Here is a 20909-nt window from a genome sequence, read left to right as displayed (position 1 = left end):
CGGCTCAGCAACCCACGGCACGTGCCCTATCTGAAACACACAAGCCGGCTCACCTGCCGCCGGTGAGGAATCTCCGCGCATTTCCGATAGCCAGTTTCGTTCGAAGTGACTCATGAACATTAGCCGCCCGGGCAATGTCACCGTCCGTGGTCTTGGGAGTGCGGAATCGGCGGCGCTCTTCCTGCAGCCAACGGGCAACGTACTGAGCCAGCGCGCCGAAGACGTCGAGCATGGCACGACTATCAACCATGCGAGGTCTTCCCAACCGACGGATCTTATGCTGACAATTCATCCGTCTCAAGTTTCATACTCTCTCAGAGCTTCGACGACTCTCCGAAAGCTCGAAACGCCGCTGCCCCACGGCCAAGAAGATCCCGATCGCCCGAAATTACCGCTTTGAGATCGCCTTAGGGGGCTCTGTCAGAACGAAACCCTCTCCGAAATATCGGTGCTACCCATGCTGTATTGGCGATGCATGTCACCGAGACGAACTGCGCGCAGCTGCGGCACACGCTCGGAAAAACGGCGTGAGCGATCAAGTTCGAGTCAGCTCAAGAAACAGATATGGCAACTTATGTAGCTGATGGGGCGCGAGCAGGGCCACGGCAAGCTGCAGACGTCACACCAGCCGACATGCTGACCTGCATCGAACCGGACCAAGTTGAGCCGGCGTCGCCTCCGTGACCTGCTCAGAAAACTGCTCACTGATCGCTTGCTTCAGCCTCCCCGCCAGAAAGACTGAGCCGTTCTGCGCGCAATCGACCATCCCGATGGCCCAGCTCCGCAGCTCTGTTATACCATCTCAAAGCCTCTTGTTGATGTCCTTGTGAGTCCGACATAATCGCACACTGAAATGCTGCCTCTCCATCGCCAACGCTCGCGGCGGATTCCAAGTACAAAAGCGCGATGTCTGGCTTGTTTGAGCGCACATATTCTCGCGCATATTGATGCGCCCGGAGAAATAACTCTTCTCGCGTGGAGGAAGGCCGATACGTTTCATCTACGGCGAATGCTCGCCCCGCCCAGTAGCGTGCGTCATCATTGTTTCCATCCAGTTCATGGAGAAGCGCCAATTTGGCCTCGGCCAGACCATGGCTATTCTCACCCACCTGGCGAATGAGTTCCTCCCCGTACGCTCCAGCCAACTCCACCGTGCGATTGTGCCGAGCACTTACGAAGCTGATGTCGGCAGCCCCGCTGGATGGCCGGCGGATCATCAAAGCCTCTTTTACGGAATCAGCGAACTTGATTGACGTCTCGACTGCCTCACAGCACTTCTCATGGGGCCAGTTCCTATACAAGGGGTCCCGGAGGCACATCAGAGACAGCTTCAGGACCATCATCTTCTCGAATCGAGGCTTGTCGAGATCCTTACCGCTACGGGCCCGGCTCAGGTAGCTCGAAGTAAAAGAGTGCCCCTGGAGACCGGGGTGATACTCCGAAAAGTATCTAGCGACTTCCGCTGACACGGCGGCAATACGCGTTGCCGCTTGCCCTGAGGAAATGACTTCCTTGTCAATTCGGCGGTTCCACTCGAAGGGCGGCCCGGCATCCAAGGAGAATTCAAGCATAGCGACAGAAACTCCGCTCATGCAGGAGGCAAAGGGCGAACCCGGAGCATCCTGCCACACACCCGCCCTTCACCGCTAGAGATCCAGATCCCTGTTCTGTTGCATTTTTTTACGACATGACCGGGACCGGCGAGCGGATGCCAGGAGAGAGCGGGTGCATCTTGCCGCCCCAAGGTCCGTGGGACGAGACTCGTCGTTCGACCGGCTCCATGATTCCTGCAATTTTCCTCAATATTCCGCAATGTTGCATTTCGCGTGGTGCCAGCCCATCTGACCTTTTGGTGCTGTTTTATGTACGCATGACAGTCGAACAGGGGTTCCAGGATGCAGAGCCGCCGCAACAGAGGTCAGGCCCGGCAGCTACTGCGTCACCCCATCGCCTCACGATGTGGCACTACACCACCGCCGACAACCTGGAGCGAATCCGGGCAAGCCTCAGGCTGAACCCCTCGCTGCGAGAGAACAACCCCAGGGACGCCCGTTACGGCGACGGCCAGTACCTGACGGACATCCCGCCCAGCACGCTCACGGGCCCACAGCTATCGCGGCGCCTCGTGCATGTCCCCTTCAGGGCGGAGCGCTTCACCCACTATCTTGAGGTGGACGTGACCGGGCTCGAGGTCGTGCGCGGCAGGGAGCATGTCTTTGTCATCCCGAGCCGCGAGCCGCTCGACCTGACCGGTCGAATTGTGAGCTGGGGGCCCAAAAATGGTGAGATATCTCAGGGTGCTGTGGCACCACAGCTACCCCGAGGATCCTGTTGAGATGTATAGCGAAGTCGATGACGAAGGCTACGAGATACGTAAGGTTCATGTCTTCCGCGATGGGCGTTTGGAGCGTGCAGACGCCGACACCGAGACTGCGGCAACAGGCCTCTCGGAGGTTCCAATTGGTTCAATCGAAGAAATTGGCACCCATGAAGAATTTTCACCCTCGACGATAAGCAAGGAACAGTTTGAGCACGTCTGGCGTCGATCCGGGACATCGGACACAGCCTGAAGACTGAATGACGAAGTTCCCAGAGGAAGCCGACGTGCAGCGGAGCGTCCGCATGTCGGCCGCCGCCCTGCTTCAGCTTCACCATTCAACGGTACCGTCAATTATTGGCGATCTGGTCTCGTTAAAGAACGGAGAAAGTTGCGCAATTCCGCTGACGATCGCATCCAGGGGCACCCTGAGCCGACACGATTCCCATCGGCCGCCGATTCCATTATCTCGCGGAACATGCCGCCCAATCCATTCTCTGCTTACCGAACAGACCGCTTCGGCCTTCAGGCTCTCCGACAGGCGGACTACGACCAGCTGCCATGCAGGATCTTGGAGCATGACCTGATACTCATGCCGGGACAGGAAGACAATTATTTGGTGCCGGCGGAGAGTACTTTTGGCTTCGATGTGCAGGTTGCGAGATCCACTCTCCACCATGATGTCAAATCCGCAGCCGTCCGAGTACTGAGAAACATGTGTCACGCGCGCTGCTAACGAATGCATAAGGAGCTCGACCAGTGCTGCTTCCCCCGCTGCACCAACCCGGGCTCGTTGCACAGTGTCTACTTTGCCCCATAGCGAATGAACATGCTGGAACGCTTGAAGACTGTCGAAGCCGAGGGCCTCGGCCGCCCGGATGGCATCTCCCGGAAGTTCATCGACGCCCTGGATGAGGGCATCCGCATCTTGAAACCAGGAAAGGTCAAGAAGCACAGCTTCGAAAACTCGCTGCCGGACAAGCGCCCCGCCATGTGTATCGAGCAATCTCGCCTTGCTGATCCAGGTGTAGGCAGCGTCGTACTGGGTTGGCGTGAGATCACTGAAATCCGCATGGGTCGTGAAGATCTCCCGGCATCTCTTATATCCGCTGGCGGGAAGCCTCTCCAGCCAGCGGATAGCCGCACGGAGGACAGGTTCAGGCGGCGGAGCCACGAAGATGGCCCATCAGAGCCTGCAGGTCGCGCATGTCGAGCCCGCCACCCACGGCCGGCTCTTCATAAAGATCCGCAAGTTCACGTACGGTCGGGTCGTCCAAGATGCTGCCCATGAAAAGCAGTTTGTCCGCCAAGCGCTGCTCGACGACTTCGTCGATGGTGCCTTCGGATGCCAGGACCGTGATTCGAGTCTCGGTATCCGGCGCGAGCCCCAGTCGGTGGATGCGATCCAGGCTCTGCAGGAATCGACCTGCAGCAAAGTCCCGATCAACGTAAACGGCGTCGTGGCACTCGTGGTGGAGGCTGATGCCCTCGCCCAAGGTAGCAGCATTGGAGAGCAGTACCATGCAGTCGGGGTCTTCCCTGAATCGCAACAGCGCTTCCTCCCGATCGTCCGTGCCGCCGTGAACGATGGCCGGCTGAAATTCAGCAAGGATGCGGTTCAGCGTGTTCAAACTACGAATGAAAGTCGACCAGACTAAGGTTTTGCGGCCCTTCAAGGAATTGGCAGCCACTATTGCAAGTACTTCCTGGTACTTGGGAGACATCTCGTAGCTAGGCAGGTCCCGCATGAGCGCTGACAGTGGCGAACCCCCTGGAACAGCTAGTGGTGGCACCCGGTATGCAAGTGGCTCATATCGTGTCGCGCCAACTGCAAGGAGTGCGGGACTGGTTGCGGCCATGAGCATGTATACAACTATTCTCCCCAAGGTCAAGAAGTCATTTTCAGACCCTGCGGCCCGCGCTGAGAACTGGCCCAGCAGCGCATCGTAGATCTCCTTGTGCAGCGGCGGCAGGGCCACGGTACGCAAATTGGTCACTACTGGGGGGAGGCCAAGTTCCTGCTTGGTCGTCCTGGTGAAGAGGGGACGAAGCACTTGGCTTGCCTTGATGAGGTCCCCCCCGCCAACGGCCTGAATCACCTTCTGGCGTCCATGGCCAGGCCATACGAACCCGAAAAGGTTTTCCAGGTCTTTGGGTCCGTTCGGGGCTGGCGTACCGGAAAGGATCAGCCGTGTCTTCGCCCTCGGGCCTAGTGCCAGGCACGCCGCGCCGTACGTACCCTCGGCTCCCAGCTTCATGCGGTGCGCTTCATCGAGAAGAAGCATGGACGGCCTCGCCGACAACCACTGGCCCAGGTCGTTAGCGACGCCATCAAACCGTAGACGCTCATAGTTGACGATCAACGCGTCGGCTGACGGATCATTCACTTTCCCGTAGATCTCCATGCGCAGCGGCTCGGCAAGGCAATGCTGGTTTTCGAAGAGCCAGGACTCATAGCAGGACTTCGGCCCGATGATCAGCAGCCGTTCTAGCCTCTTGTTACTGCGTAGCGCATGGTAGACGGCGAGCCCGACACGTGTCTTGCCGGCCCCAGGAACCGAGAAGTTGGCGCCGTGTCGGAGAGACAACAGTCGTGCGATGTCCCGAAGTTGGAAACTGGTCAGATCGCCGGTCCAGTCCAGTCCGAGCAGTTGAGGTATGTCGTCTGCCGCCACCTCGGTCGGCAGCCTGCCCGTATCAAGCCTTGCACTCATCGCTTGGGCATCGGCCGCGGAGTCAGCTGCTAGAACCGCAAGGTGTGGATCCCAGGTGACTGTGCTCGGCTCCGGCCAGGTTGCCAAGGCGGCAAGATTCATGAGGAGGTCATCGACGTCCACCTCAAGCACGCCAGACATCCGCTGCACACCTGTACGGAACTTAAGCGCTAATCTCCTGAGATCGTCCTCGCGATCGTTCCTGGCGCGCAGTCGTGCCTTGGTCACCCCTTCGCCGAACCCGATTTCGAGGCTGACACTGGCGGCAATCTGCTGCATCAGTCTTCTCGCGTTGCTGCGAGCAGCCACTCGACACCATCACCTGGCGAGCTGAACGTCCGGCCCGCCTGCTTGGCTAGCCGCATAAGGCTGTCGCGCAACTCCAGCAGCGCATCGTCAAAAGCGTCCTCATCCAGGGCGCGTTTCGCCTTGGCCTCCGCAAACTCAGCCGCACACTGCTTCACATAGTCAGCGGCATCGGACAGTCGTTCCTGGACTGCGATCTTGCGCTTCTCAAGCTGGGCATTCTGGCCAGCCAGCTTCACTGCCACGTCGAATGTCTTACGCGCCGCTTTGATCACTTGGTCAGCTTTTTGTATAGCCTGGGGCTCAAGCTTGTCGGCTGCAAGTCTGGCGGCTTCGGCCTGGAGCAGTTGGTCAGTGAGCGCGCGAGCTGTCTTGACATTGGCTGTAGCGTCTGGCACTGAGACTCCGGGGAGACCAGGGATTGCGATCGCGCTGGATTCCTGCGCAACCGGACGCAACTCCTCAGGCAAGCGCTCATCGAGATAACGGCTGTGGAAGTCCGCTTCCGCCAAACGCAGAGAGGTCTTTGGATAGTTGAGCACGACCATAGCAAGCCTCGATTCCTTGAGCTGCTCAGCAGCTTCCGGATCGGTAGCGGCCCTTTTTGCGTAGTCACGCTGCAATTCCCTGAGTTTTTCCTGGTGCTGCTCAAAGTCGACTAGCCGAAGGCGAGTACCCTGGTTTGTTTGGCTACGCTCAATTGCCTCATTGATCATCTGATAAACCCAGCGATCTTGCCGCAAGGTCTTCACCTTGATGTTGAAATCTCGGGCCACGTCCTCCTCACGTCGTCCGCCAGAAAGTTCTTCCTCGATGGCAATCAGACGGTTGATGTAGGAGTAGTCCCTTCGCCTGTCTCTGCGAAGTTGCAGGGCGAGTTCAACACTGTTGATGTCCCGGCGAGAGGTATCCGCGGGAAGCACAGCAACGCGAATATCCTTGAGGCCGAGCTCCCTCAGAGCAGCGCAGCGGGTGTTGCCATCGACGATGATCCCATCAGGGCTGATAATGCCCGGTTCTCTCTGCCCGAAGTCCTCGAGTTCATCCACCAGAGCGAGGTAGTCGGGATCCGTCTGGTTCGGCTCCGACGGCTTCTGACGGAGCAGGTCGTGAAGGTACGCCTGAGCGGGCTCGCTCCAGGGCCGCTCCTCAAGGGCATGGTTCCGCTCCGGATCTAGTGTCCTCTGTGCCCGTACCCGGTGCGTGTCGGGGTTGAAGTAGAGCATGTCCACGGGCATCGAGATCACGTACAGGTGCCTCTGTTCACCACGCCAGTCGACTGTGACCTTGGCCCCATCCTCGGCCATGGCTTGCTTGAGACGCTCCTCAACCAGGGTGCGGATCTTTTCCCCCTCAGGAGGAACACCGAATCTCACAGCCATGACGTGTCTCCAAGGTCGTCCAAGTGCGTAAACTCGCAGTCATCATGATATAGAGCGGCGACAAAACGTCTGGCACGATCCAGAGGCTACATCCCCACCCGGAGAGGACGGATAGGGACATATGACCCCCCCTGCCTGGGACAACCCTGAGTACAAGGCTGGAACTATGGTGAAGGCGGCGCTCTGGCTCACGCAAGTGGTCGGTGAGGGCAACACATTTACCAAGGGCCAGCTTCGCGAAGCTTTTCCCGGCGTCGCCCAAGCGGACCGACGCGTGCGAGACCTCCGTGACTACGGGTGGGTCATCCTGACCAACACGGAGGATGCCACGCTGACGGCGGAGGACCAACGCTTCGTCAAGGCCGGCGTGCCAGTCTGGGAGCCTGCTGCCCGTCGCGCGGCTGCCCCCAGCAAGTCGATCTCAGCCAAAGAGAAGCAGGTAGTCCTGCAACGCGATGACTACATGTGCACCGTCTGCGGGATCTCCGGCGGAGAACCGTACCTCGATGACTCCAACCAGACCGCAGTGCTCTCGGTTGCTCGCATGGAAACTGTGCTGCCCGACGCTAGCGAGGAGCTGATGCTCGTCACCATTTGCAAGAGGTGCCGCGCTGGCCAGCTGAGCGATCCTCTCCGCGCGGACGAGGTGCTTGCCGATATCAGGGCCCTTGAGCCGCACGAACTGCGTCGCCTCACCCGCTGGATCGAGCGCGGCCGACGTGGCTCGACTCCCCTTGAACGTGCTTGGACCGCGTACCGGCGCCTCCCCGGAGAAGCAAAAAGTGCAATCCTGAAGGAACTCCAAAGGTGATCTTGGTGGGCGAGGTCAGCCTGCCGACATTCAGGCGGTGACAGCGCTAGTCATCCAGCAAGAGAGCCGGACCTCGGCTGACGTCATCTCATGCTGTACCGAAGGCGCCACCAGCAGGCTCGCCAAGATCGCTGGCTGATCTGGCGACGACTAGCTGATCTTCGTCCGGGACCGCTCGAACTTGTCGTGACGAGCATGGTCGGCCTGGCCGAGAAACGCTTTGAACTCGCCAAGTTTGTAGGCTATGGGGAGCCTTTCGTTGCGGATCTCGATGTGGAAGTCGCGACTGAGAAGACTGATCCGGCGTTCCAGTTCTTGTGGTTCGATTACGAGCTTGATGGCTCGCGCGATTTGGTCAGCAGTCATGAAATCACCATGATCACGCAGCGCTCGATAGATCGGGTCATGCGCGGTATCGAAGTCACGGTCGCGGTGCTCTGCGGTGTGGTTGAGTGCCGCCGCAATGGCTAGACCAAGTGCCTTGGCAACTGGTGGCGGGAAGGCGTTGCCTATCTGGCGGTAGTTGGACGTCTTCTTACCTGTGAAGGTCCAGCGAAACTCGTTGTCGTTCCAGCCTTGCAAGTATTTGACCATCTCAACGGTCAGCTTCGGACCACGTTCGACGATGATGTCCTCATCCGTATAGGGGGCGTGATTCGCCAGACCGTGGGCATCGACCCACATCTCTGCCCATGCACGCTTGGCTCGGGTCGGGCCAAGGTCTGCTCCGCCATGCTTCTTGGATCCGCCAACAATGGTGGGGGCGATGTCATTGGCTCGCTCCCGCCACTCCTCTGCTCTGGCCCAGCCATTTGCCTTCATCAACTCGTACAGCGTTTCGCCGACGGTGCGGGGCGTGCCCGCAGGCTCGGGCCAGTGGAAGTACGCGAAGTCCTCATTGCGCATTGCGATCAGTACGAACCGAGGCCTGAGCTGGGGAACCCCGTAATCAGAGGCCTGCAGGAGCTTCCACTCGGCGGAGTAACCGAACTTCTGGAGCTGATCCAAGACATGCTGTCTGTAGCCAGCGAAGCGCGGCATGCTCAGCCCGCGGACGTTCTCCAGCAGCAAGGCTCGCGGTTGCAGGGTGTCCACCTGTTCCACAGCCCATGCGAAAAGATCACGCTCATCGTTCGCACCCAGTTGCTGCCCTGCGATGGAGAACGGAGGGCAGGGGACCCCTCCCGCCAGCAGGTCAATGGGGCGGCCATCAAGTCTGTGCGGAGCGTAGTCCCGCGGCTCCCATACCGAAGGATCCGCTACGTCACCGTGTGCAACCTTCCAATGCGGTCGATTGTGGCGCAACGTGTTGACCGCGTTCTCGTCCAGCTCGATGGCGAGCTCGTGCTCGAAGCCGGCCTTCTCCAGGCCGAGGGACTGACCGCCCGCTCCAGCGCAGATCTCAATGACGCGAAGGTGTTGCTCGGTCACAGGGACCCCTTTCGTAGTCTGGACGAGGCGTGAGCCAGTGGACAGCTGTATCTTCGCGGAGAAGCTAGCGACCCGTGAGCCCAACGGAATGAATGTTGTCTGATCCGAAGAGACGTCAAGCCAGAGCACAGGCCCACCAGCGAGGACTGTACCCGGCCCCGCTCAACGAAGGCCGATCTAGGAACATGCAGGCTAACCGACGAGCGAACACCAAACCGGAGGTGGTACTGCGGAGCGCCCTGCATCGGCTGGGCTACCGATACCGGAAGGATCTCCGCCTTGATCTGGGAGACGTGAAGGTCAGGCCAGACATCGTCTTCACTGCTCGCAAGGTCGCAGTCTTCGTCGATGGCTGCTTCTGGCACGTGTGTCCAGTTCACGGTCGGCAGCCCACCACCAACGAGTGGTACTGGACGCCCAAGCTTCGCAGAAACATGGAGCGAGACCGGACCGTCAACGCCGCTCTCAAAGCCGCAGGCTGGCAGGTGGTCCGCCTCTGGGAACACGAAGCGCTGGCTTCGGCCGTAGAGGCGGTAGTCGCGGCGATCGATCCCAGACCCGAACATACGAGCGACGTTAGCGGGGATCGCTGACAAAGTCTTGTGGCTTAGGCAGCCTACTGGGCCAATCTGAAGGTAAAGGGTCGCATGGGCCGACCTGCCAAAGCCAGCACCTGGGACTTCGATCCGCCAGCCGGCGGCAGGCAGAGCCCTATCCGCTGGGCCCTCTAGCACACTGACGGTCACGCGATCTTTGTCCCCCACACAGGGAGGTTATCCAAGGTACCCGGAAAGGTGGTAGCAGGCCCCCTCCCGACGGTTTTACCTGACCAAGGGACCGATTTGAGGGAGCACGGGCCCCGGCTCTGGAGAGTCAGTCTCCATGGCCACAACCCAGCGCTGCCCATCAAGATCGACCGATGGGGCGTTGCCGTGGTGAGGCTGGCGACGGACTAACCGCACGCTCACGAACTCGCCAGGACCAGGAGCTGGAAGGCCGAGATCTGTGGCGGCTTGGACATGATTCCTATACTGGCCGAAGATGACGATCCCTTCAGAATGGAGGGCTGTGCGCGCCCCCAAGTTACTGCGTACACGTTTCATGTAGTCCTCTTGCAGGGCCACGGTGGCTACGACGTTCCTGCTGATAGGACGCTTCTGAGCACGCCGGAAGAGTTCATTGACCCGTTTCTGCCCGCTGGTAGATCGGAAGATCGCGTCGATGTCCTCGTCCGGCAGACGGAGCAGTACGTTGTCAGCCAGAGGAGCGTTCTTGAAGAGCCAACGGACGGATCTCTTGCCGTGCGCACTCAAAGTGCGCTTCGAGTCTCTGTTCGTTCGAGGGGTGAGGCGCTCCTCGCCAGCACGGATAAGTCCTGCACTCCACCTCCCGTCCTGATCGCTGGCCCATAGGCCGAGGAGGATACGGCCGACAGCCTCGGGCGGAATCATCCAGTCAGCCAGCTTCTGAGAGAATTTGCAGTCGACCTCGACATCCTGGATCGAGTAATCGAGGATCTCACCGTCCGCGAAGTCAAACTCCCGCTGCAAGTTGATCTCGATGAGAGTGCCACAGTGCGTCTTCTCCGTCTTGTGGAGTTGCTGCCACCGGAACCGGCCGGTGTGCTGACCATCAAGCAGCATGTCGAAGGTCCGCCGGACCACCCTGCCCATCCGAACGCCGTCAGGGTCAAGGGCCATCAAGCGATCATGAACCGATTCCAGTTCTGGGTCGAGCCCAGAAGAGTCAGTAGTCACGGAGCGAATCTAGCGGCCCCGCAAGTACTTCGCTCTTGGTCCGAGTGCCAGGCTCCAGAAGCATGGATCCGGCCTATTGCGACAAGTCTTGAAGACGGAATTCGTTCCGCAGCGCGCGCACCTGAAACCAGCAGGAGAAGTAAATCAAGATTGACTTGGCTCCTTCGGCGGGCAAGGGCCAGCCCCTTCAGGTTCGCCATCACATGCCAATCCCGGACATCCTCGTGCGAGCTACCTGCGGCAGGAATACTGGAGTACATCTCGGCCCGGTCTGAGAATTCGCAGCCAAAGCGCTCAGATCGGGCCGACGTACGATGATCGGCTGGCTCTGCTAGTCGATCATCTCGCCTTGGATTACGGAGAGCCTGTGGAGTAGCTCGACTCGGATGGAAGCGAGGTGCTCGTCCATATGCCGTCGCGGGCCGGCGAGTTCGTCGCCGACGGCGTCCAGGTCTTGCCTGAGCTCAGCCCGTAGGTCGGTGAGGTCCACCAGCAGCAGGGTCACACCAGCGATCACGTCGTGGCCCACGTGCGCGCCGGACTCACTGCGATCGACGTATGTGGCTGTGACATCGCATTTGTGACGCGTCCTAGTGTGCGTGGTGCTTGGCTCGCACCGGGTGGCGTCGGGTGTGCTTGGTCTCGTGCGGCGGCTGCTGTCGTCTGCGCCGGCGGCGGCCCAGGTACCAGCCGATCCCGAGGGCGACCAGGCCGATCGGGGTGCGGGCCAGCCAGCGCGCCACCACCAACTTCAGGAATTTCTGCATGGACGCCAACTGCCCTTGAACAGGCGGTGCACGCCCGTCAGTCTCCGGTGACCGGGCCGGTCGGGGTTTCGGTGGGTTCGTGGGGGTCGGGGCCCGACTGGCCGGCGAGGCCTACCGCGATCACGATCTGGCCGGCGGGTCTGGCGCAGGTGCCTGGTGGGAGGCTCTGGGAGAGGACGACGCCTACCCGGGATTCGTCGTCCACCACCTGGTCTCTTACGCGGACGGTGAAGCCGGCGGCGGTCAGGGCGGCTCGGGCGTCCGCTCTCGCCTGGCCGACGACTGACGGGACGGGGGTGCCGTTGCGGGCCAGGGCGAGGGCTATCGAGGTGCTGCCCGGGACGCGGCGGCCCGCCTGCGGTTGGGTGGAGAGCACCTGGCCGTTCGGCTGCGGGGAGCAGGAGCGGGTGATGGCGCCGACCTTGAGGCCGGCGGCCGTGATCGCCGCTTCGGCGGGTTTGCGCTGCATGCCCGTGACGGCTGGTACGGGCAGGCCTGCCGACACCTGCAGCGACACCGTGCTGTTCCTGGGCACGGATGTGCCGGAGGCGGGCTTGCTGGACAGGACCTGGCCGATCTTCTGCGGTGAGTCGACCTGGGAGACCGTGCCGAGTGTCAGACCGGCGCGCTTGAGGGCCTTGGTGGCGTCGGCTTTGCTCAGCCCCGTCAGTGCGGGGATGGCGACGGTCACGGGTGGGCGTACCACCGGTGGGCTGGCCGTGGATTCGCGGGGGCCGTGGGTCTCCGCGGGCTTGGTGGGAGGTTCGGCCTTGTCGGTCTCGGGGGCGGAGGTCTCCGGGTTCGGCGGTTCCGACTTCGGGGGGACGGAGGGGCCTGCCGCCTGGGTGCCGGTGGCCGTGTCGTTGCTGGTCAGGGAGGGGATGATGATGGTGAGGAGGACGGCGGCCGTGACCAGCAGGGCGACGCAGACCGCGATGGCGGCTCTGGGCCAGCCCTTGCCACGGCCGTTGCCGTCCTCTGCCGGGGATCCGGCGCCTTGGCTCGGGTCGCCGCCACCGTCCGAGGGATCGGCTAAGACGGAGTAGGCCGGGTTCGCGACGTGCGGCTGCGCGCCACCGCCGCCACCGACATGCCCGCTGCCCCGGCCGAGACCGCTCCCATTGCCAGGTCCGCTCCCATTGCCGGAGCCACTGTCGCCGATGGGGGGCCAGGGCTCGCCATCCGGCGGCCGGGGTCCCGAAGGATGCGAGTCGGGCAGGCGGTAGGCGCCGGGTGCGCCGGTCTCCTCCGGCTCGGCCATCGGCGGCCATCCTCCCGGCTCGCCGCCCGGCGGGCGCGACTCGGGTTCGGCGACGGGCGGGCGGGGCTCGGGGATCAGGGGTGGTGGGGCGCGGAGGATGTGGGGCGGTGGTGAGCGGAGGACCTCGGGCGGCACGTCCCCGGTCGACTCCCCCAGCAGCTCGAACAGCAGGTCCCTGCTGGTCGGACGGTTCCGCGCGTCCTTGTCCAGGCACGCCTCCACCAGCGTACGCAACCGCCCGTCCAGCAACCCCAGATCAGGTGGCGCGGTCAGGATGCGGTGCAGGACCGGCGCCACCGAGTCCTGACCGAACGGCGCGGAGGCGTTGGCCGCGAAGCACATCGTCGCGCCCCACGAGAAGACGTCCGCCGCCCCTGTGACCGCCGACGCGGTGATCTGCTCGGGCGCCATGTACGCGGGCGTGCCGACCCCCCGCCCGCTCACCGTCGCCGCCGCGTCCAGCGCCCTGGCCAGGCCGAAGTCGATCACGCGCGGCCCGTCCGACCCGAGCAGCACGTTCTGCGGCTTGAAGTCCCGATGGACGATCCCCGCCCGGTGGATGGCGGCCAGCGCCGTGGCCGTGCTGACGGCCAGGCGTTCCAGCCCCCCACCGCGCCGGGGCCCGGTGAGCGCGACCTCCCGCTGGAGCGAGGGCCCGTCGACGTACTCGCTCACGATGTACGGCCGGCCCTCGTCGAACCCAGCGTCGATCACCTGGGCCGTGCAGAACCTCGCCACATGCTTGGCCAGCTCGACTTCCCGCAGGAACGCCGCCCGCTCGTCCCCCACGGGCCCATGCAGCAGCTTGACCGCGTACGTCTCGCCGCCTCTGGAACCGAGGAAGACCGCGCCTTGACCGCCCTCACCGAGGCGCCCGGAAAGGTGGTACTCCCCGAGTCGCTGCGGATCCCCCGTTCTGAGCGGCTGCGCCGTTGGCACGGGGCGCCTCCCCTCGCCGCAACCCCTTCTGCTCTCTACTGAAGGCAACAGGCCGCGAACAGTCAACGGTGCTCAGGACAATCGCTGCCTGACCGTGACACAGCCGGTCAGGATGTACGCGCGACCTTGCCTGAATACGTCACTTCGTCCTTACCATCGCGAGTCACCTTGATGGCCATCTGGTTCACGTCGGCGGTGGGGAACATCCGCAACGTCCCCGGGTAGCACTCCGCGCCCTGGACCTGATCGAGGACGAAGACCATCCCGCTCCCGACCCGTCCGAGCCGGCCCGTGCAGTGCAGGTCCGCTCCCCAGCGCATCAATCCGCCGCGGTCACCGCCCAGGCGCACCTCGATCGGGAAGACCCGACGGGCGGAGAGGTGCTCGGCCGACCCCGACCAGGTCCCCTCCAGCCCCGGCCCCTGAGCGCTGCGCAGCCAGTACACGAACCCGCCGACCCCCATCAGCAGCCCGGCCACCAGCACGGCCACCTGCCAGCCCCGCACCCGCCGCCAGACGGGCATGGGCTTGGGGCCGGGGGTGGTGGCGACGCCGGGGGTGGTGGCGACGCCGGGGGTGGTGGCGACGTCGGGGGTGGTGGCGACGTCGGGGGTGGTGGTGTCGCCGGGGGTGGGGGCGGCGTCCGGGACGGTGGTGTCGTCGGCTGCGGCGTCCCGCTTGGCCCTGGCGGCCAGCTGAGGTGCGGTGATCGCGGGGAAGCTCGTGGTCGGATCGGGATCGGTGATCACACCGGCCTCGGCCTCGGCCGCCCCGAGCCCGAGGACCGCGCCAGGACGAACGGTGAGCGACCTCAGACCACCACCACCCGACCCGCGCCCCTTCCCCCCACCACGACCGGCCTTCCCGGCCTCGGAACCGCCCTCTGTGGAACTGCCCTCTGTGGAACCGCCCTCTGTGGAACCGCCCTCTGTGGAACCGCCCTCTGTGAAGCCGCCATCCTCCGGGCCGTCCGTCTCACGGGCCAGCCCTTCGACGGCCGCCATGGCCCCGGTCGACAGCAGCGCGTCCGCCCCGCCCACGCTCTGCCCCAGCAGCAGCCGCAGCACCTCCTCCGCATCCGGCCGCTCCCCCGGATCCGTCGCCAGGCAAGCCTGCACGATCTCCCGCAGCGTCCCGCCCAGCGCTCCCAGGTCCGGCTTGCCGTAGAGGACGCGAGCCAGCACCTCCTGATGCGTATCAGCCGTGTACGCGTTCCGCCCCGTAGCGGTATAGACGACGGTCAGCCCCCAGGCCCACATGTCGGCAGGCGGCCCGGCCGGCTCCCCCTTCATCCGCTCGGGCGCCATGTAGGCAGGCGTCCCCATCGGCAGATGGCTGGTCGTGGTGGCGGTGTCGACCAGCCGCGACACCCCGAAGTCGATCACCCGCGGCCCGTCGATGCCGAGCAACACGTTCCCGGGCTTGAAGTCCCGATGCACCACCCCGGCCCGATGGATCGCCCCCAGCGCGGTGGCGGTGCCGATGGCCAGGCGGTCGAGGGAGCCACCCCGGCGAGGCCCCTGCGCGATCACGTGCTCGCGCAGCGAGGGCCCCTCGACGTACTCACTCACCAGGTACGGCCGATCGCCGTCGAGGTCGGCGTCCAGGAGCTGCGCCGTGCAGAACGCGGCCACCCGCCGCACCGCCTCGACCTCGCCCAGGAATCGGCGCCGCACGTCCGGATCCCCGGAGAGGCTGGCGTGCAGGAGTTTGACCGCCACCTGGGATCCCTGCGGGGAGTGGCCGAGGTAGACGACCCCCTGGCCACCCTGGCCGAGCCTGCGTGTCAGCCGGTACGACCCCAGCTGCCGCGGATCATCGGCACGTAGCTCGGACATATCCCGCCATTATGCCCGCCACCCGGCGATGAACTGTCCGTTCAGAGAAGCGTGGCGTACTTGTCCAGCAGCGGCAGCACGACCTCGGCCGGCCCGCTGGGCAACGTGGCCACCGCTTCCTCGACCCCGAGCCCGGCGAAATACTCCAGTTTCTCCTGCGTGGGCCGCGTACCGAAGGGGATGACCTTCGCCATCGGCCGCCCCGCCTTGTCGCACGCCTCGCGCAGCGCCGGCAGCGCGGCCTTGATCCCGTGCCCGCCGATCGGCATCCACCCCTCGGCGTACTCGGCGACGTGCGCGAACAACTTCGGCCCCGCGGCCCCGCCCACGTAGACGGGCAGCCCGGCCAGCGGCTTGGGCCAGGACCAGCAGGGCTCGCACCCGTCGATGGAGGCCACCTCGTCGCGCCACAACGCCTGCATGGCCAGCACGTTCCGCCGGGCCACCTCGCGCCGCCGCCCGTACGGAACCCCGTGGTTCTCGATCTCCTCCACGTTCCACCCGAACCCGACTCCGACCACGACCCGCCCGCCCGACAACCGGTCGAGGGTGGCGATGGCCTTGGCGGTGACGATGGGGTCGCGCTGGGCGGCGAGCAGGATGCCGGTCCCGACGCGCAGGCGGCTGGTCGCGGCGGCGGCGAAGGAGAGGGCGACCAGGGGATCGAGCGTGCGCCGGTACTCGTCGGGCAGCTCGCCCGCCCCGCCCGGGTACGGCGTGCGCCGCGAGACCGGGATGTGCGTGTGCTCGGGCACGTACAACGAGTCGAAGCCGCGCTCCTCCGCCGCCCTGGCCAGCTCCTGCACCGGCATGGCCAGATCCGTGGTGAACATCGTGACCCCGAGCCTCATGCGACCCCCAAAGGCAGCGAACCAAGCGATTGCTCGGTTAAGATTTCCAGAGTACCTTGCAGAAGACCATCCCGCGGAAAGAGGTCCCCGGTGAAGTTTTCTATCTTCCTGAATCCGCAAATTCCAGGCTCTGGTTACGCGGCCGAGCAGAATGCCAAGGCCAAACGACCCATCGGGCGCGACACGGAGTCGTACCAGAGGCTGCTGCACGAAGTACGGGAGATAGCCGTCCACGCCGACCAGCTCGGGTTCGACGCGCTGATGATGACCGAGCACCACTTCCACTCCGAGGGCATGGAGTTCTCGGTCAACCCGCTGATGTTCCTCACCGACCTGGCCGCCAGGACCGAGCGGATCCTGCTCGCGCCGCTCGGTCTCGTGCTGCCGGCCTGGGACCCGATCCGGGCGGCGGAGGACGTGGCGCTGCTCGACCAGTTCTCCAAGGGCCGGCTGCGGCTGGGTGTGGCGCGGGGCTACCAGAACCGCTGGATGAACGTCCTGGGCCAGCGCTGGCAGGCCGCCGCCGCCCGCTCCGACGGCTCGGCGAGCGACACGCGCAACTTCGACGTCTTCGGCGAGGTGCTGAAGATCATGAAGCTGGCCTGGACGGAGGAGACGCTCCGCTACAAGTCGGACGTGCTCGACTACCAGGTGCCCTACCCCTACGAGGGCATCGAGGGCTGGCCGGCGCTGGAGTGGACCAAGACGTTCGGCGCGCCGGGCGAGATCTCCGAGGACGGCAAGGTGCAGGCCGTCTCCGTCTGCCCCCGGCCGTACCAGAACCCGTACCCCGAGCTGTGGCAGCCGTTCACGATCTCCGACCGGTCGGTCATCAGGGCCGCGCAGGAGAACATCCTGCCGTGGATGTTCACCCCCAACCCCGACGACCACGCCGCCAAGGCCAAGCTCTACCAGGAGGAGTCGGCCAAGCAGGGCCGCCACTACAAGCTGGGCGAGCACACCGGCATCCTCAAGATCGTCGGCATCTCGGACACGACCGAGGACGCCATCAACACCTTCGGCCGCAGCATTCCCAAGGACTTCGCCGCGTTCTTCGGCCCGTTCGGCTACCTGGAGGTGCTGCGGAAGAAGGAGGACGAGAAGCACAAGCCCATCTCCCCCGAGAAGGGCGACGCCAAGCGCATGAACGACGTCGAGATGGCGCTGTTCGGCACGCCGGACGACGTCAAGCGCGGGATCCAGCGCATGCTCGACCGGATGCCCGACCTGGAATGGTTCGGGCTGTACATGCAGGGTCAGCAGGGTGTGCTGCCGCTCGACACGGTCAAGCGGAACCTCGAACTGTTCGCCACCAAGGTCGCACCGGAGTTCCGATGAAATTCTGGCTGGGAGCCTCGTTCGTCGACACCGACCAGTTCGTCGAGCTCGCGCGGGCGGCCGAGCGCTGCGGGTTCGACACGCTGACGCTGTCCGACCACCTCTTCTACGCCGACTTCGCCTCGCCGTACCCGTACTCGCGGTCGGGGCGGCCGCGGTGGGACGCGCGTACGCACTGGCCGGACGTCTGGGTGACGATCGGCGCGATGGCGGCGGTGACGAGCACGCTGCGCTTCTCCCCCAACGTGTACATCGCGCCCGCCCGCGACCTGTTCACCGTGGCCAAGCAGGTCTCCACGGCGGCGGTGCTGTCGAACGAGCGGGTGACGTTCGGGGTGGGAGTCGGGTGGTGCAAGGAGGAGTTCACCGGCACCGGCCAGGACTTCCACACGCGCGGGCGGCGCCTGGACGCGATGCTCCCCGTGCTGCGCTCGCTGTGGGCGGGCGAGACGGTCACGATCGAGGACCTCCCGCCGCTGTCGATCTCGCCCACCCCGTCCGGCCCCATCCCCGTGTACGTGGGCGGCGACAGCGAGGCGGCCCTGCGGCGCGCGGCACGGCTCGGCGACGGCTGGATCGGCAACCGCATCTACACCGAGGAGCAGTTCGACGGCGTGCTCGACGCCCTGCGCGGCCACCTCACCGCGAACGGCAGGACCGGCGAGGGCTTCGAGATCATCGCCCCGCTCGCGGTGATGCCGGACGCGGACACCTACCGCCGTTTCGCCGCCAAGGGCGTGACGGGGACGATGGCCGCCCCGTGGTGGCTGGCCACCCCCGAGGAGAAGGCCCGGTACGGCGAGGGCACGCTGGACCTCAAGATCGCCACCATGGAGCGCTTCGCCGAGGAGGTCATCGCGAAGATGTGAGCCCGAGCCCGGCCATGGCCAGGCCGACGAGGTCGGCCGGCACCCCACCCGCGCCCGCGCCACCGGCTCGACCGCGACGGCGGCCGGCCCGCCCTCCCCAGTGCCTCCAGCGCGGCCCTCGCCCAGTCGTCCGCGTTCAACCGCCCCACCGGGCCGGCCTTTCACGCCCGACCACTTTCCTATGAGGAAACTAGATGCTACTTTCCTCATAGGAAAGTAGCCGGCTTCCGAGGGGAAGGTCCCATGAACCCGCACGACGCACAGAACGCGCTCGACGACATCCACCGCCTCCAGGACAGGACCCGCGAGGAGATCGTCCGCCAGAGCTTCGCGCTGCCCCGCGTGATCATCTCCGCGCTCGGCCTCTTCGTCGCGTTCGCGACCATCGACCTCCAGCGCCCCTGGAACTTCACCTTCATGGTGCTCGGGTGGGCCGTGTACGCGGGCGTGGGAATCGTCTGCGAGCACCGGGCCTCGGTCCGCCGGAAGACCACCAGGCAGGAGGTCCTGTTCCACGGCGGGCTGATCGCCTGCATCATGGTGGCCTTCGGCGTCGGCCGCATCGCCGCCTTCGCGCTGTTCGACCTGCCGCCCCACGGGCTGCTGTCACAGGCCGCCGGGGGCGCGATCGTGGCGGCGGTGGTGTACGTCGCGGCCACGCCGGTGAACCGCTCGGTGCTGAAGTCGATCGTCCAGCAGGGCGGGCGCGCCTGATGGACCCGCTCTTCGACGAGTTCCTGCACGTCCCGGCGCGGTTGTCGATCGTGGCCCTGCTGGTGCCGGCCGAATGGGTGGACTTCGGCTTCCTCAGGGACTCCGTCGGCACCAGCGACTCGGCGCTGTCCAAGCAGGTCTCCGCGCTGGCCGCCGCCGGATACGTCACCGTGCGCAAGGACCAGGACAAGCGGGCGCGGCGCACGTACGTACAGCTCACCCCTCATGGACGGCTCGCCTTCCAGCGGCACGCCGCGGCCCTGGAGCGGATCGTCGCCCTCGCCCGCGAGTCCGCCGGCTAGCCCGCGCCCGGCCTGAGCCCAGCGCCCGTTCCAGCGCCCGGTCCTCGACGCCGGGCCGGGGGCGATAGCCTCGTCTCGTGCTCGAAAAGATCGCGGCCACCCGCTATGTGACCCCGTTGCGGGAGGGCGGGTCGCTGCCCGGCGTCGTCGAGGCCGACGACCTCGGCACCTACGTCGTGAAGTTCCGCGAGGCCGGTCAGGGCCGGCGGGTGCTGGTCGCCGAGATCATCGCCGCCGAGCTGGGCCGCCGTCTCGGCCTGAAGACCCCGGAGCTCAAGCTCATCGACCTCGACCCGCAGCTCGGCATCAGGGAGCCGGACGAGGAGGTGCAGGACCTGCTCAAGGCCAGCACCGGCCTCAACCTGGCGGTCGACTTCCTGCCCGGCGCCCTCGGGTTCGAGCCGCTGGCCTGGGTGCCCGACCCGCTGTTCGCGGCCAGGGTGGTGTGGTTCGACGGCCTCATCCACAACATCGACCGGAGCTGGCGCAACCCCAACCTGCTGATCTGGCACCGCGACACGTGGCTGATCGACCACGGGGCCGCGCTCTGGTTCCACCACAACTGGCGCACCGCCGACCCGCAGCGGCCGTTCGACGCGGGCGATCACGTGCTCGCCCCGTACGCCGGCGACGTGGCGGCGGCGGGCGAGGAGCTGGTGGAGAAGATCACGACAGAGCTGCTGGAGACGGTGACGGCGCTGGTGCCGGACGAGTGGCTGGCCGGGGAACCGGGCTTCGACTCCCCTGACGACGTGCGCGCGGCGTACGTCGACCATCTGCTCCAGCGGGCGCACGGTCCCCGCGAGTGGCTCACCAGTCAGCAGCCCAAGGGTCACAAGACGGGTCCGGGGTCGGTCGGCGAGTTCTGGCGGGGAGGCGGCGACCGATGACGAGGGACGTCTACGAATACGCGACGATCCGCGTGGTGCCCAAGGTCGAGCGGGGCGAGCTGATCAACGCGGGCGTGCTGCTCTACTGCCAGCCGCGCGACTACCTGTGTGCCCGGGTCGAGCTCGACCCCGGCCGGCTGCGGGCCCTCGACCCGGGCGCCGACGTCGACGGGGTGCGGCGGGCGCTCAGCGCGTACGAGCTGGCCTGCGGCGACGAGTGCGGCCCGCTCGCGGGCGAGCCACTGGGCGGCAGGTTCCGCTGGCTGACGGCACCGCGCAGCACGATCGTGCAGACCGGGCCGGTGCACGCGGGCCTGACCACCGACCCCGGCACCGAGCTGGCCCGGCTGTTCGACAAGCTCGTACGCGTCTAGCGCTGGCGGCGGCCAGCGCTCACGGAGGTCAGCGCTCACGGAGGGCAG

22 protein-coding genes are annotated in these 20909 nt (G+C 65.0%); 10 read left to right on the top strand and 12 right to left on the bottom strand.

Annotated elements, in window-relative coordinates; all coding sequences use genetic code 11:
• Positions 1–49: 49 nt before the first annotated feature.
• Positions 50–232: a hypothetical protein gene (locus AB0J69_RS45770; protein WP_364131819.1), complete on the bottom strand. Its 183-nt coding sequence runs from the start codon at positions 230–232 to the stop codon at positions 50–52.
• Between the two features lie 469 nt (positions 233–701).
• A complete protein-coding gene (locus AB0J69_RS45765; RefSeq protein ID WP_364131818.1) occupies positions 702–1571 on the bottom strand; it encodes a hypothetical protein in 870 nt (289 codons plus the stop codon).
• Between the two features lie 386 nt (positions 1572–1957).
• Here AB0J69_RS45765 and AB0J69_RS45760 point away from each other — a divergent pair, with 386 nt between their 5' ends.
• A complete protein-coding gene (locus tag AB0J69_RS45760; RefSeq protein WP_364131817.1) occupies positions 1958–2335 on the top strand; it encodes an HYD1 signature containing ADP-ribosyltransferase family protein in 378 nt (125 codons plus the stop codon).
• A gap of 1 nt (position 2336) precedes the next feature.
• The gene (locus tag AB0J69_RS45755; RefSeq protein ID WP_364131816.1) at positions 2337–2570 is read left to right on the top strand and encodes a hypothetical protein; all 234 of its coding nucleotides are present in this window, start codon (positions 2337–2339) and stop codon (positions 2568–2570) included.
• A gap of 78 nt (positions 2571–2648) precedes the next feature.
• On the opposite strand, the gene AB0J69_RS45750 is transcribed toward AB0J69_RS45755, so the two are convergent.
• The 3 genes from AB0J69_RS45750 to AB0J69_RS45740 are packed head-to-tail and all read right to left on the bottom strand — an operon-like array spanning position 2649 to position 6719.
• Positions 2649–3491, bottom strand: a complete 843-nt coding sequence (locus AB0J69_RS45750; RefSeq protein ID WP_364131815.1) for a hypothetical protein — start codon at positions 3489–3491, stop codon at positions 2649–2651.
• The gene (locus AB0J69_RS45745; protein ID WP_364131814.1) at positions 3475–5310 is read right to left on the bottom strand and encodes a DEAD/DEAH box helicase; all 1836 of its coding nucleotides are present in this window, start codon (positions 5308–5310) and stop codon (positions 3475–3477) included. Before AB0J69_RS45745 ends, AB0J69_RS45750 begins: the two co-directional genes overlap by 17 nt.
• Positions 5310–6719: a ParB/RepB/Spo0J family partition protein gene (locus AB0J69_RS45740; RefSeq protein ID WP_364131812.1), complete on the bottom strand. Its 1410-nt coding sequence runs from the start codon at positions 6717–6719 to the stop codon at positions 5310–5312. The genes AB0J69_RS45745 and AB0J69_RS45740 overlap by 1 nt, the downstream gene beginning before the upstream one ends.
• Positions 6720–6885: 166 nt before the next feature.
• Between AB0J69_RS45740 and AB0J69_RS45735 the strand changes: the two genes are divergently transcribed.
• Positions 6886–7530, top strand: a complete 645-nt coding sequence (locus AB0J69_RS45735) for a hypothetical protein (protein ID WP_364131811.1) — start codon at positions 6886–6888, stop codon at positions 7528–7530.
• A 150-nt stretch (positions 7531–7680) separates the two neighbouring features.
• Here AB0J69_RS45735 and dcm read toward each other — a convergent pair whose 3' ends face one another.
• Positions 7681–8961 carry a DNA (cytosine-5-)-methyltransferase gene (dcm, locus tag AB0J69_RS45730; RefSeq protein ID WP_364131810.1) on the bottom strand — a complete coding sequence of 427 codons (1281 nt, stop codon included), beginning with the start codon at positions 8959–8961 and terminating at the stop codon, positions 7681–7683.
• A 92-nt stretch (positions 8962–9053) separates the two neighbouring features.
• On the opposite strand from dcm, the gene AB0J69_RS45725 reads away from it, so the two are divergent.
• Positions 9054–9554 carry a very short patch repair endonuclease gene (locus tag AB0J69_RS45725; protein WP_364131808.1) on the top strand — a complete coding sequence of 167 codons (501 nt, stop codon included), beginning with the start codon at positions 9054–9056 and terminating at the stop codon, positions 9552–9554.
• Positions 9555–9782: 228 nt separating this feature from the next.
• On the opposite strand, the gene AB0J69_RS45720 is transcribed toward AB0J69_RS45725, so the two are convergent.
• The 6 genes from AB0J69_RS45720 to AB0J69_RS45695 form a co-directional block, all read right to left on the bottom strand.
• Positions 9783–10718 carry a NaeI family type II restriction endonuclease gene (locus AB0J69_RS45720; RefSeq protein WP_364131807.1) on the bottom strand — a complete coding sequence of 312 codons (936 nt, stop codon included), beginning with the start codon at positions 10716–10718 and terminating at the stop codon, positions 9783–9785.
• Between the two features lie 331 nt (positions 10719–11049).
• Entirely contained in the window at positions 11050–11223 is a 174-nt protein-coding gene (locus AB0J69_RS45715; RefSeq protein ID WP_364131805.1) for a hypothetical protein, read from the bottom strand.
• Positions 11224–11308: 85 nt separating this feature from the next.
• Positions 11309–11485, bottom strand: a complete 177-nt coding sequence (locus tag AB0J69_RS45710; RefSeq protein WP_364131804.1) for a DUF6203 family protein — start codon at positions 11483–11485, stop codon at positions 11309–11311.
• Positions 11486–11522: 37 nt separating this feature from the next.
• A complete protein-coding gene (locus AB0J69_RS45705; RefSeq protein ID WP_364131803.1) occupies positions 11523–13685 on the bottom strand; it encodes a PASTA domain-containing protein in 2163 nt (720 codons plus the stop codon).
• 107 nt (positions 13686–13792) lie between these two features.
• Positions 13793–15523, bottom strand: a complete 1731-nt coding sequence (locus AB0J69_RS45700; RefSeq protein ID WP_364131801.1) for a serine/threonine-protein kinase — start codon at positions 15521–15523, stop codon at positions 13793–13795.
• Positions 15524–15564: 41 nt separating this feature from the next.
• Positions 15565–16374 carry a TIGR03619 family F420-dependent LLM class oxidoreductase gene (locus AB0J69_RS45695; RefSeq protein WP_364131799.1) on the bottom strand — a complete coding sequence of 270 codons (810 nt, stop codon included), beginning with the start codon at positions 16372–16374 and terminating at the stop codon, positions 15565–15567.
• Between the two features lie 90 nt (positions 16375–16464).
• On the opposite strand from AB0J69_RS45695, the gene AB0J69_RS45690 reads away from it, so the two are divergent.
• The 6 genes from AB0J69_RS45690 (at position 16465) to AB0J69_RS45665 (ending at position 20861) form a co-directional block, all read left to right on the top strand.
• Positions 16465–17712 (top strand): LLM class flavin-dependent oxidoreductase, encoded by a 1248-nt coding sequence (locus tag AB0J69_RS45690; protein ID WP_364131798.1) that lies wholly within the window; start codon positions 16465–16467, stop codon positions 17710–17712.
• Positions 17709–18581, top strand: a complete 873-nt coding sequence (locus AB0J69_RS45685; protein ID WP_364131797.1) for a TIGR03619 family F420-dependent LLM class oxidoreductase — start codon at positions 17709–17711, stop codon at positions 18579–18581. The genes AB0J69_RS45690 and AB0J69_RS45685 overlap by 4 nt, the downstream gene beginning before the upstream one ends.
• A 243-nt stretch (positions 18582–18824) precedes the next feature.
• Positions 18825–19295, top strand: coding sequence for a hypothetical protein (locus tag AB0J69_RS45680; RefSeq protein ID WP_364131796.1), 471 nt, complete (start codon positions 18825–18827; stop codon positions 19293–19295).
• A complete protein-coding gene (locus tag AB0J69_RS45675) occupies positions 19295–19597 on the top strand; it encodes a transcriptional regulator (protein WP_364131795.1) in 303 nt (100 codons plus the stop codon). Before AB0J69_RS45680 ends, AB0J69_RS45675 begins: the two co-directional genes overlap by 1 nt.
• A 77-nt stretch (positions 19598–19674) precedes the next feature.
• Positions 19675–20487: a HipA family kinase gene (locus AB0J69_RS45670; RefSeq protein WP_364131794.1), complete on the top strand. Its 813-nt coding sequence runs from the start codon at positions 19675–19677 to the stop codon at positions 20485–20487.
• The gene (locus tag AB0J69_RS45665) at positions 20484–20861 is read left to right on the top strand and encodes a DUF3037 domain-containing protein (RefSeq protein ID WP_364131792.1); all 378 of its coding nucleotides are present in this window, start codon (positions 20484–20486) and stop codon (positions 20859–20861) included. The genes AB0J69_RS45670 and AB0J69_RS45665 overlap by 4 nt, the downstream gene beginning before the upstream one ends.
• Positions 20862–20909: the final 48 nt, after the last annotated feature.

It is taken from the genome of Nonomuraea sp. NPDC049709 (assembly GCF_040674815.1).
Classification (GTDB): domain Bacteria; phylum Actinomycetota; class Actinomycetes; order Streptosporangiales; family Streptosporangiaceae; genus Nonomuraea.
The sequence above is the reverse complement of the archived record's forward strand: the minus strand, read 5'-3'. Positions and strand labels throughout refer to the sequence as shown.

What these genes read in the sequence shown, in the direction of transcription:
- AB0J69_RS45745 (WP_364131814.1), bottom strand. Translation starts at nt 5,310, where the DNA reads ATGCAGCAGATTGCCGCCAGTGTCAGCCTCGAAATCGGGTTCGGCGAA.
- AB0J69_RS45735 (WP_364131811.1), top strand. Translation starts at nt 6,886, where the DNA reads ATGGTGAAGGCGGCGCTCTGGCTCACGCAAGTGGTCGGTGAGGGCAAC.
- AB0J69_RS45665 (WP_364131792.1), top strand. Translation starts at nt 20,484, where the DNA reads ATGACGAGGGACGTCTACGAATACGCGACGATCCGCGTGGTGCCCAAG.
- AB0J69_RS45755 (WP_364131816.1), top strand. Translation starts at nt 2,337, where the DNA reads ATGTATAGCGAAGTCGATGACGAAGGCTACGAGATACGTAAGGTTCAT.
- AB0J69_RS45710 (WP_364131804.1), bottom strand. Translation starts at nt 11,485, where the DNA reads ATGCAGAAATTCCTGAAGTTGGTGGTGGCGCGCTGGCTGGCCCGCACC.
- AB0J69_RS45760 (WP_364131817.1), top strand. Translation starts at nt 1,958, where the DNA reads ATGTGGCACTACACCACCGCCGACAACCTGGAGCGAATCCGGGCAAGC.
- AB0J69_RS45740 (WP_364131812.1), bottom strand. Translation starts at nt 6,719, where the DNA reads ATGGCTGTGAGATTCGGTGTTCCTCCTGAGGGGGAAAAGATCCGCACC.
- AB0J69_RS45675 (WP_364131795.1), top strand. Translation starts at nt 19,295, where the DNA reads ATGGACCCGCTCTTCGACGAGTTCCTGCACGTCCCGGCGCGGTTGTCG.
- AB0J69_RS45680 (WP_364131796.1), top strand. Translation starts at nt 18,825, where the DNA reads ATGAACCCGCACGACGCACAGAACGCGCTCGACGACATCCACCGCCTC.
- AB0J69_RS45770 (WP_364131819.1), bottom strand. Translation starts at nt 232, where the DNA reads ATGCTCGACGTCTTCGGCGCGCTGGCTCAGTACGTTGCCCGTTGGCTG.
- AB0J69_RS45700 (WP_364131801.1), bottom strand. Translation starts at nt 15,523, where the DNA reads ATGTCCGAGCTACGTGCCGATGATCCGCGGCAGCTGGGGTCGTACCGG.
- AB0J69_RS45695 (WP_364131799.1), bottom strand. Translation starts at nt 16,374, where the DNA reads ATGAGGCTCGGGGTCACGATGTTCACCACGGATCTGGCCATGCCGGTG.
- AB0J69_RS45725 (WP_364131808.1), top strand. Translation starts at nt 9,054, where the DNA reads ATGTTGTCTGATCCGAAGAGACGTCAAGCCAGAGCACAGGCCCACCAG.
- AB0J69_RS45685 (WP_364131797.1), top strand. Translation starts at nt 17,709, where the DNA reads ATGAAATTCTGGCTGGGAGCCTCGTTCGTCGACACCGACCAGTTCGTC.
- AB0J69_RS45765 (WP_364131818.1), bottom strand. Translation starts at nt 1,571, where the DNA reads ATGCTTGAATTCTCCTTGGATGCCGGGCCGCCCTTCGAGTGGAACCGC.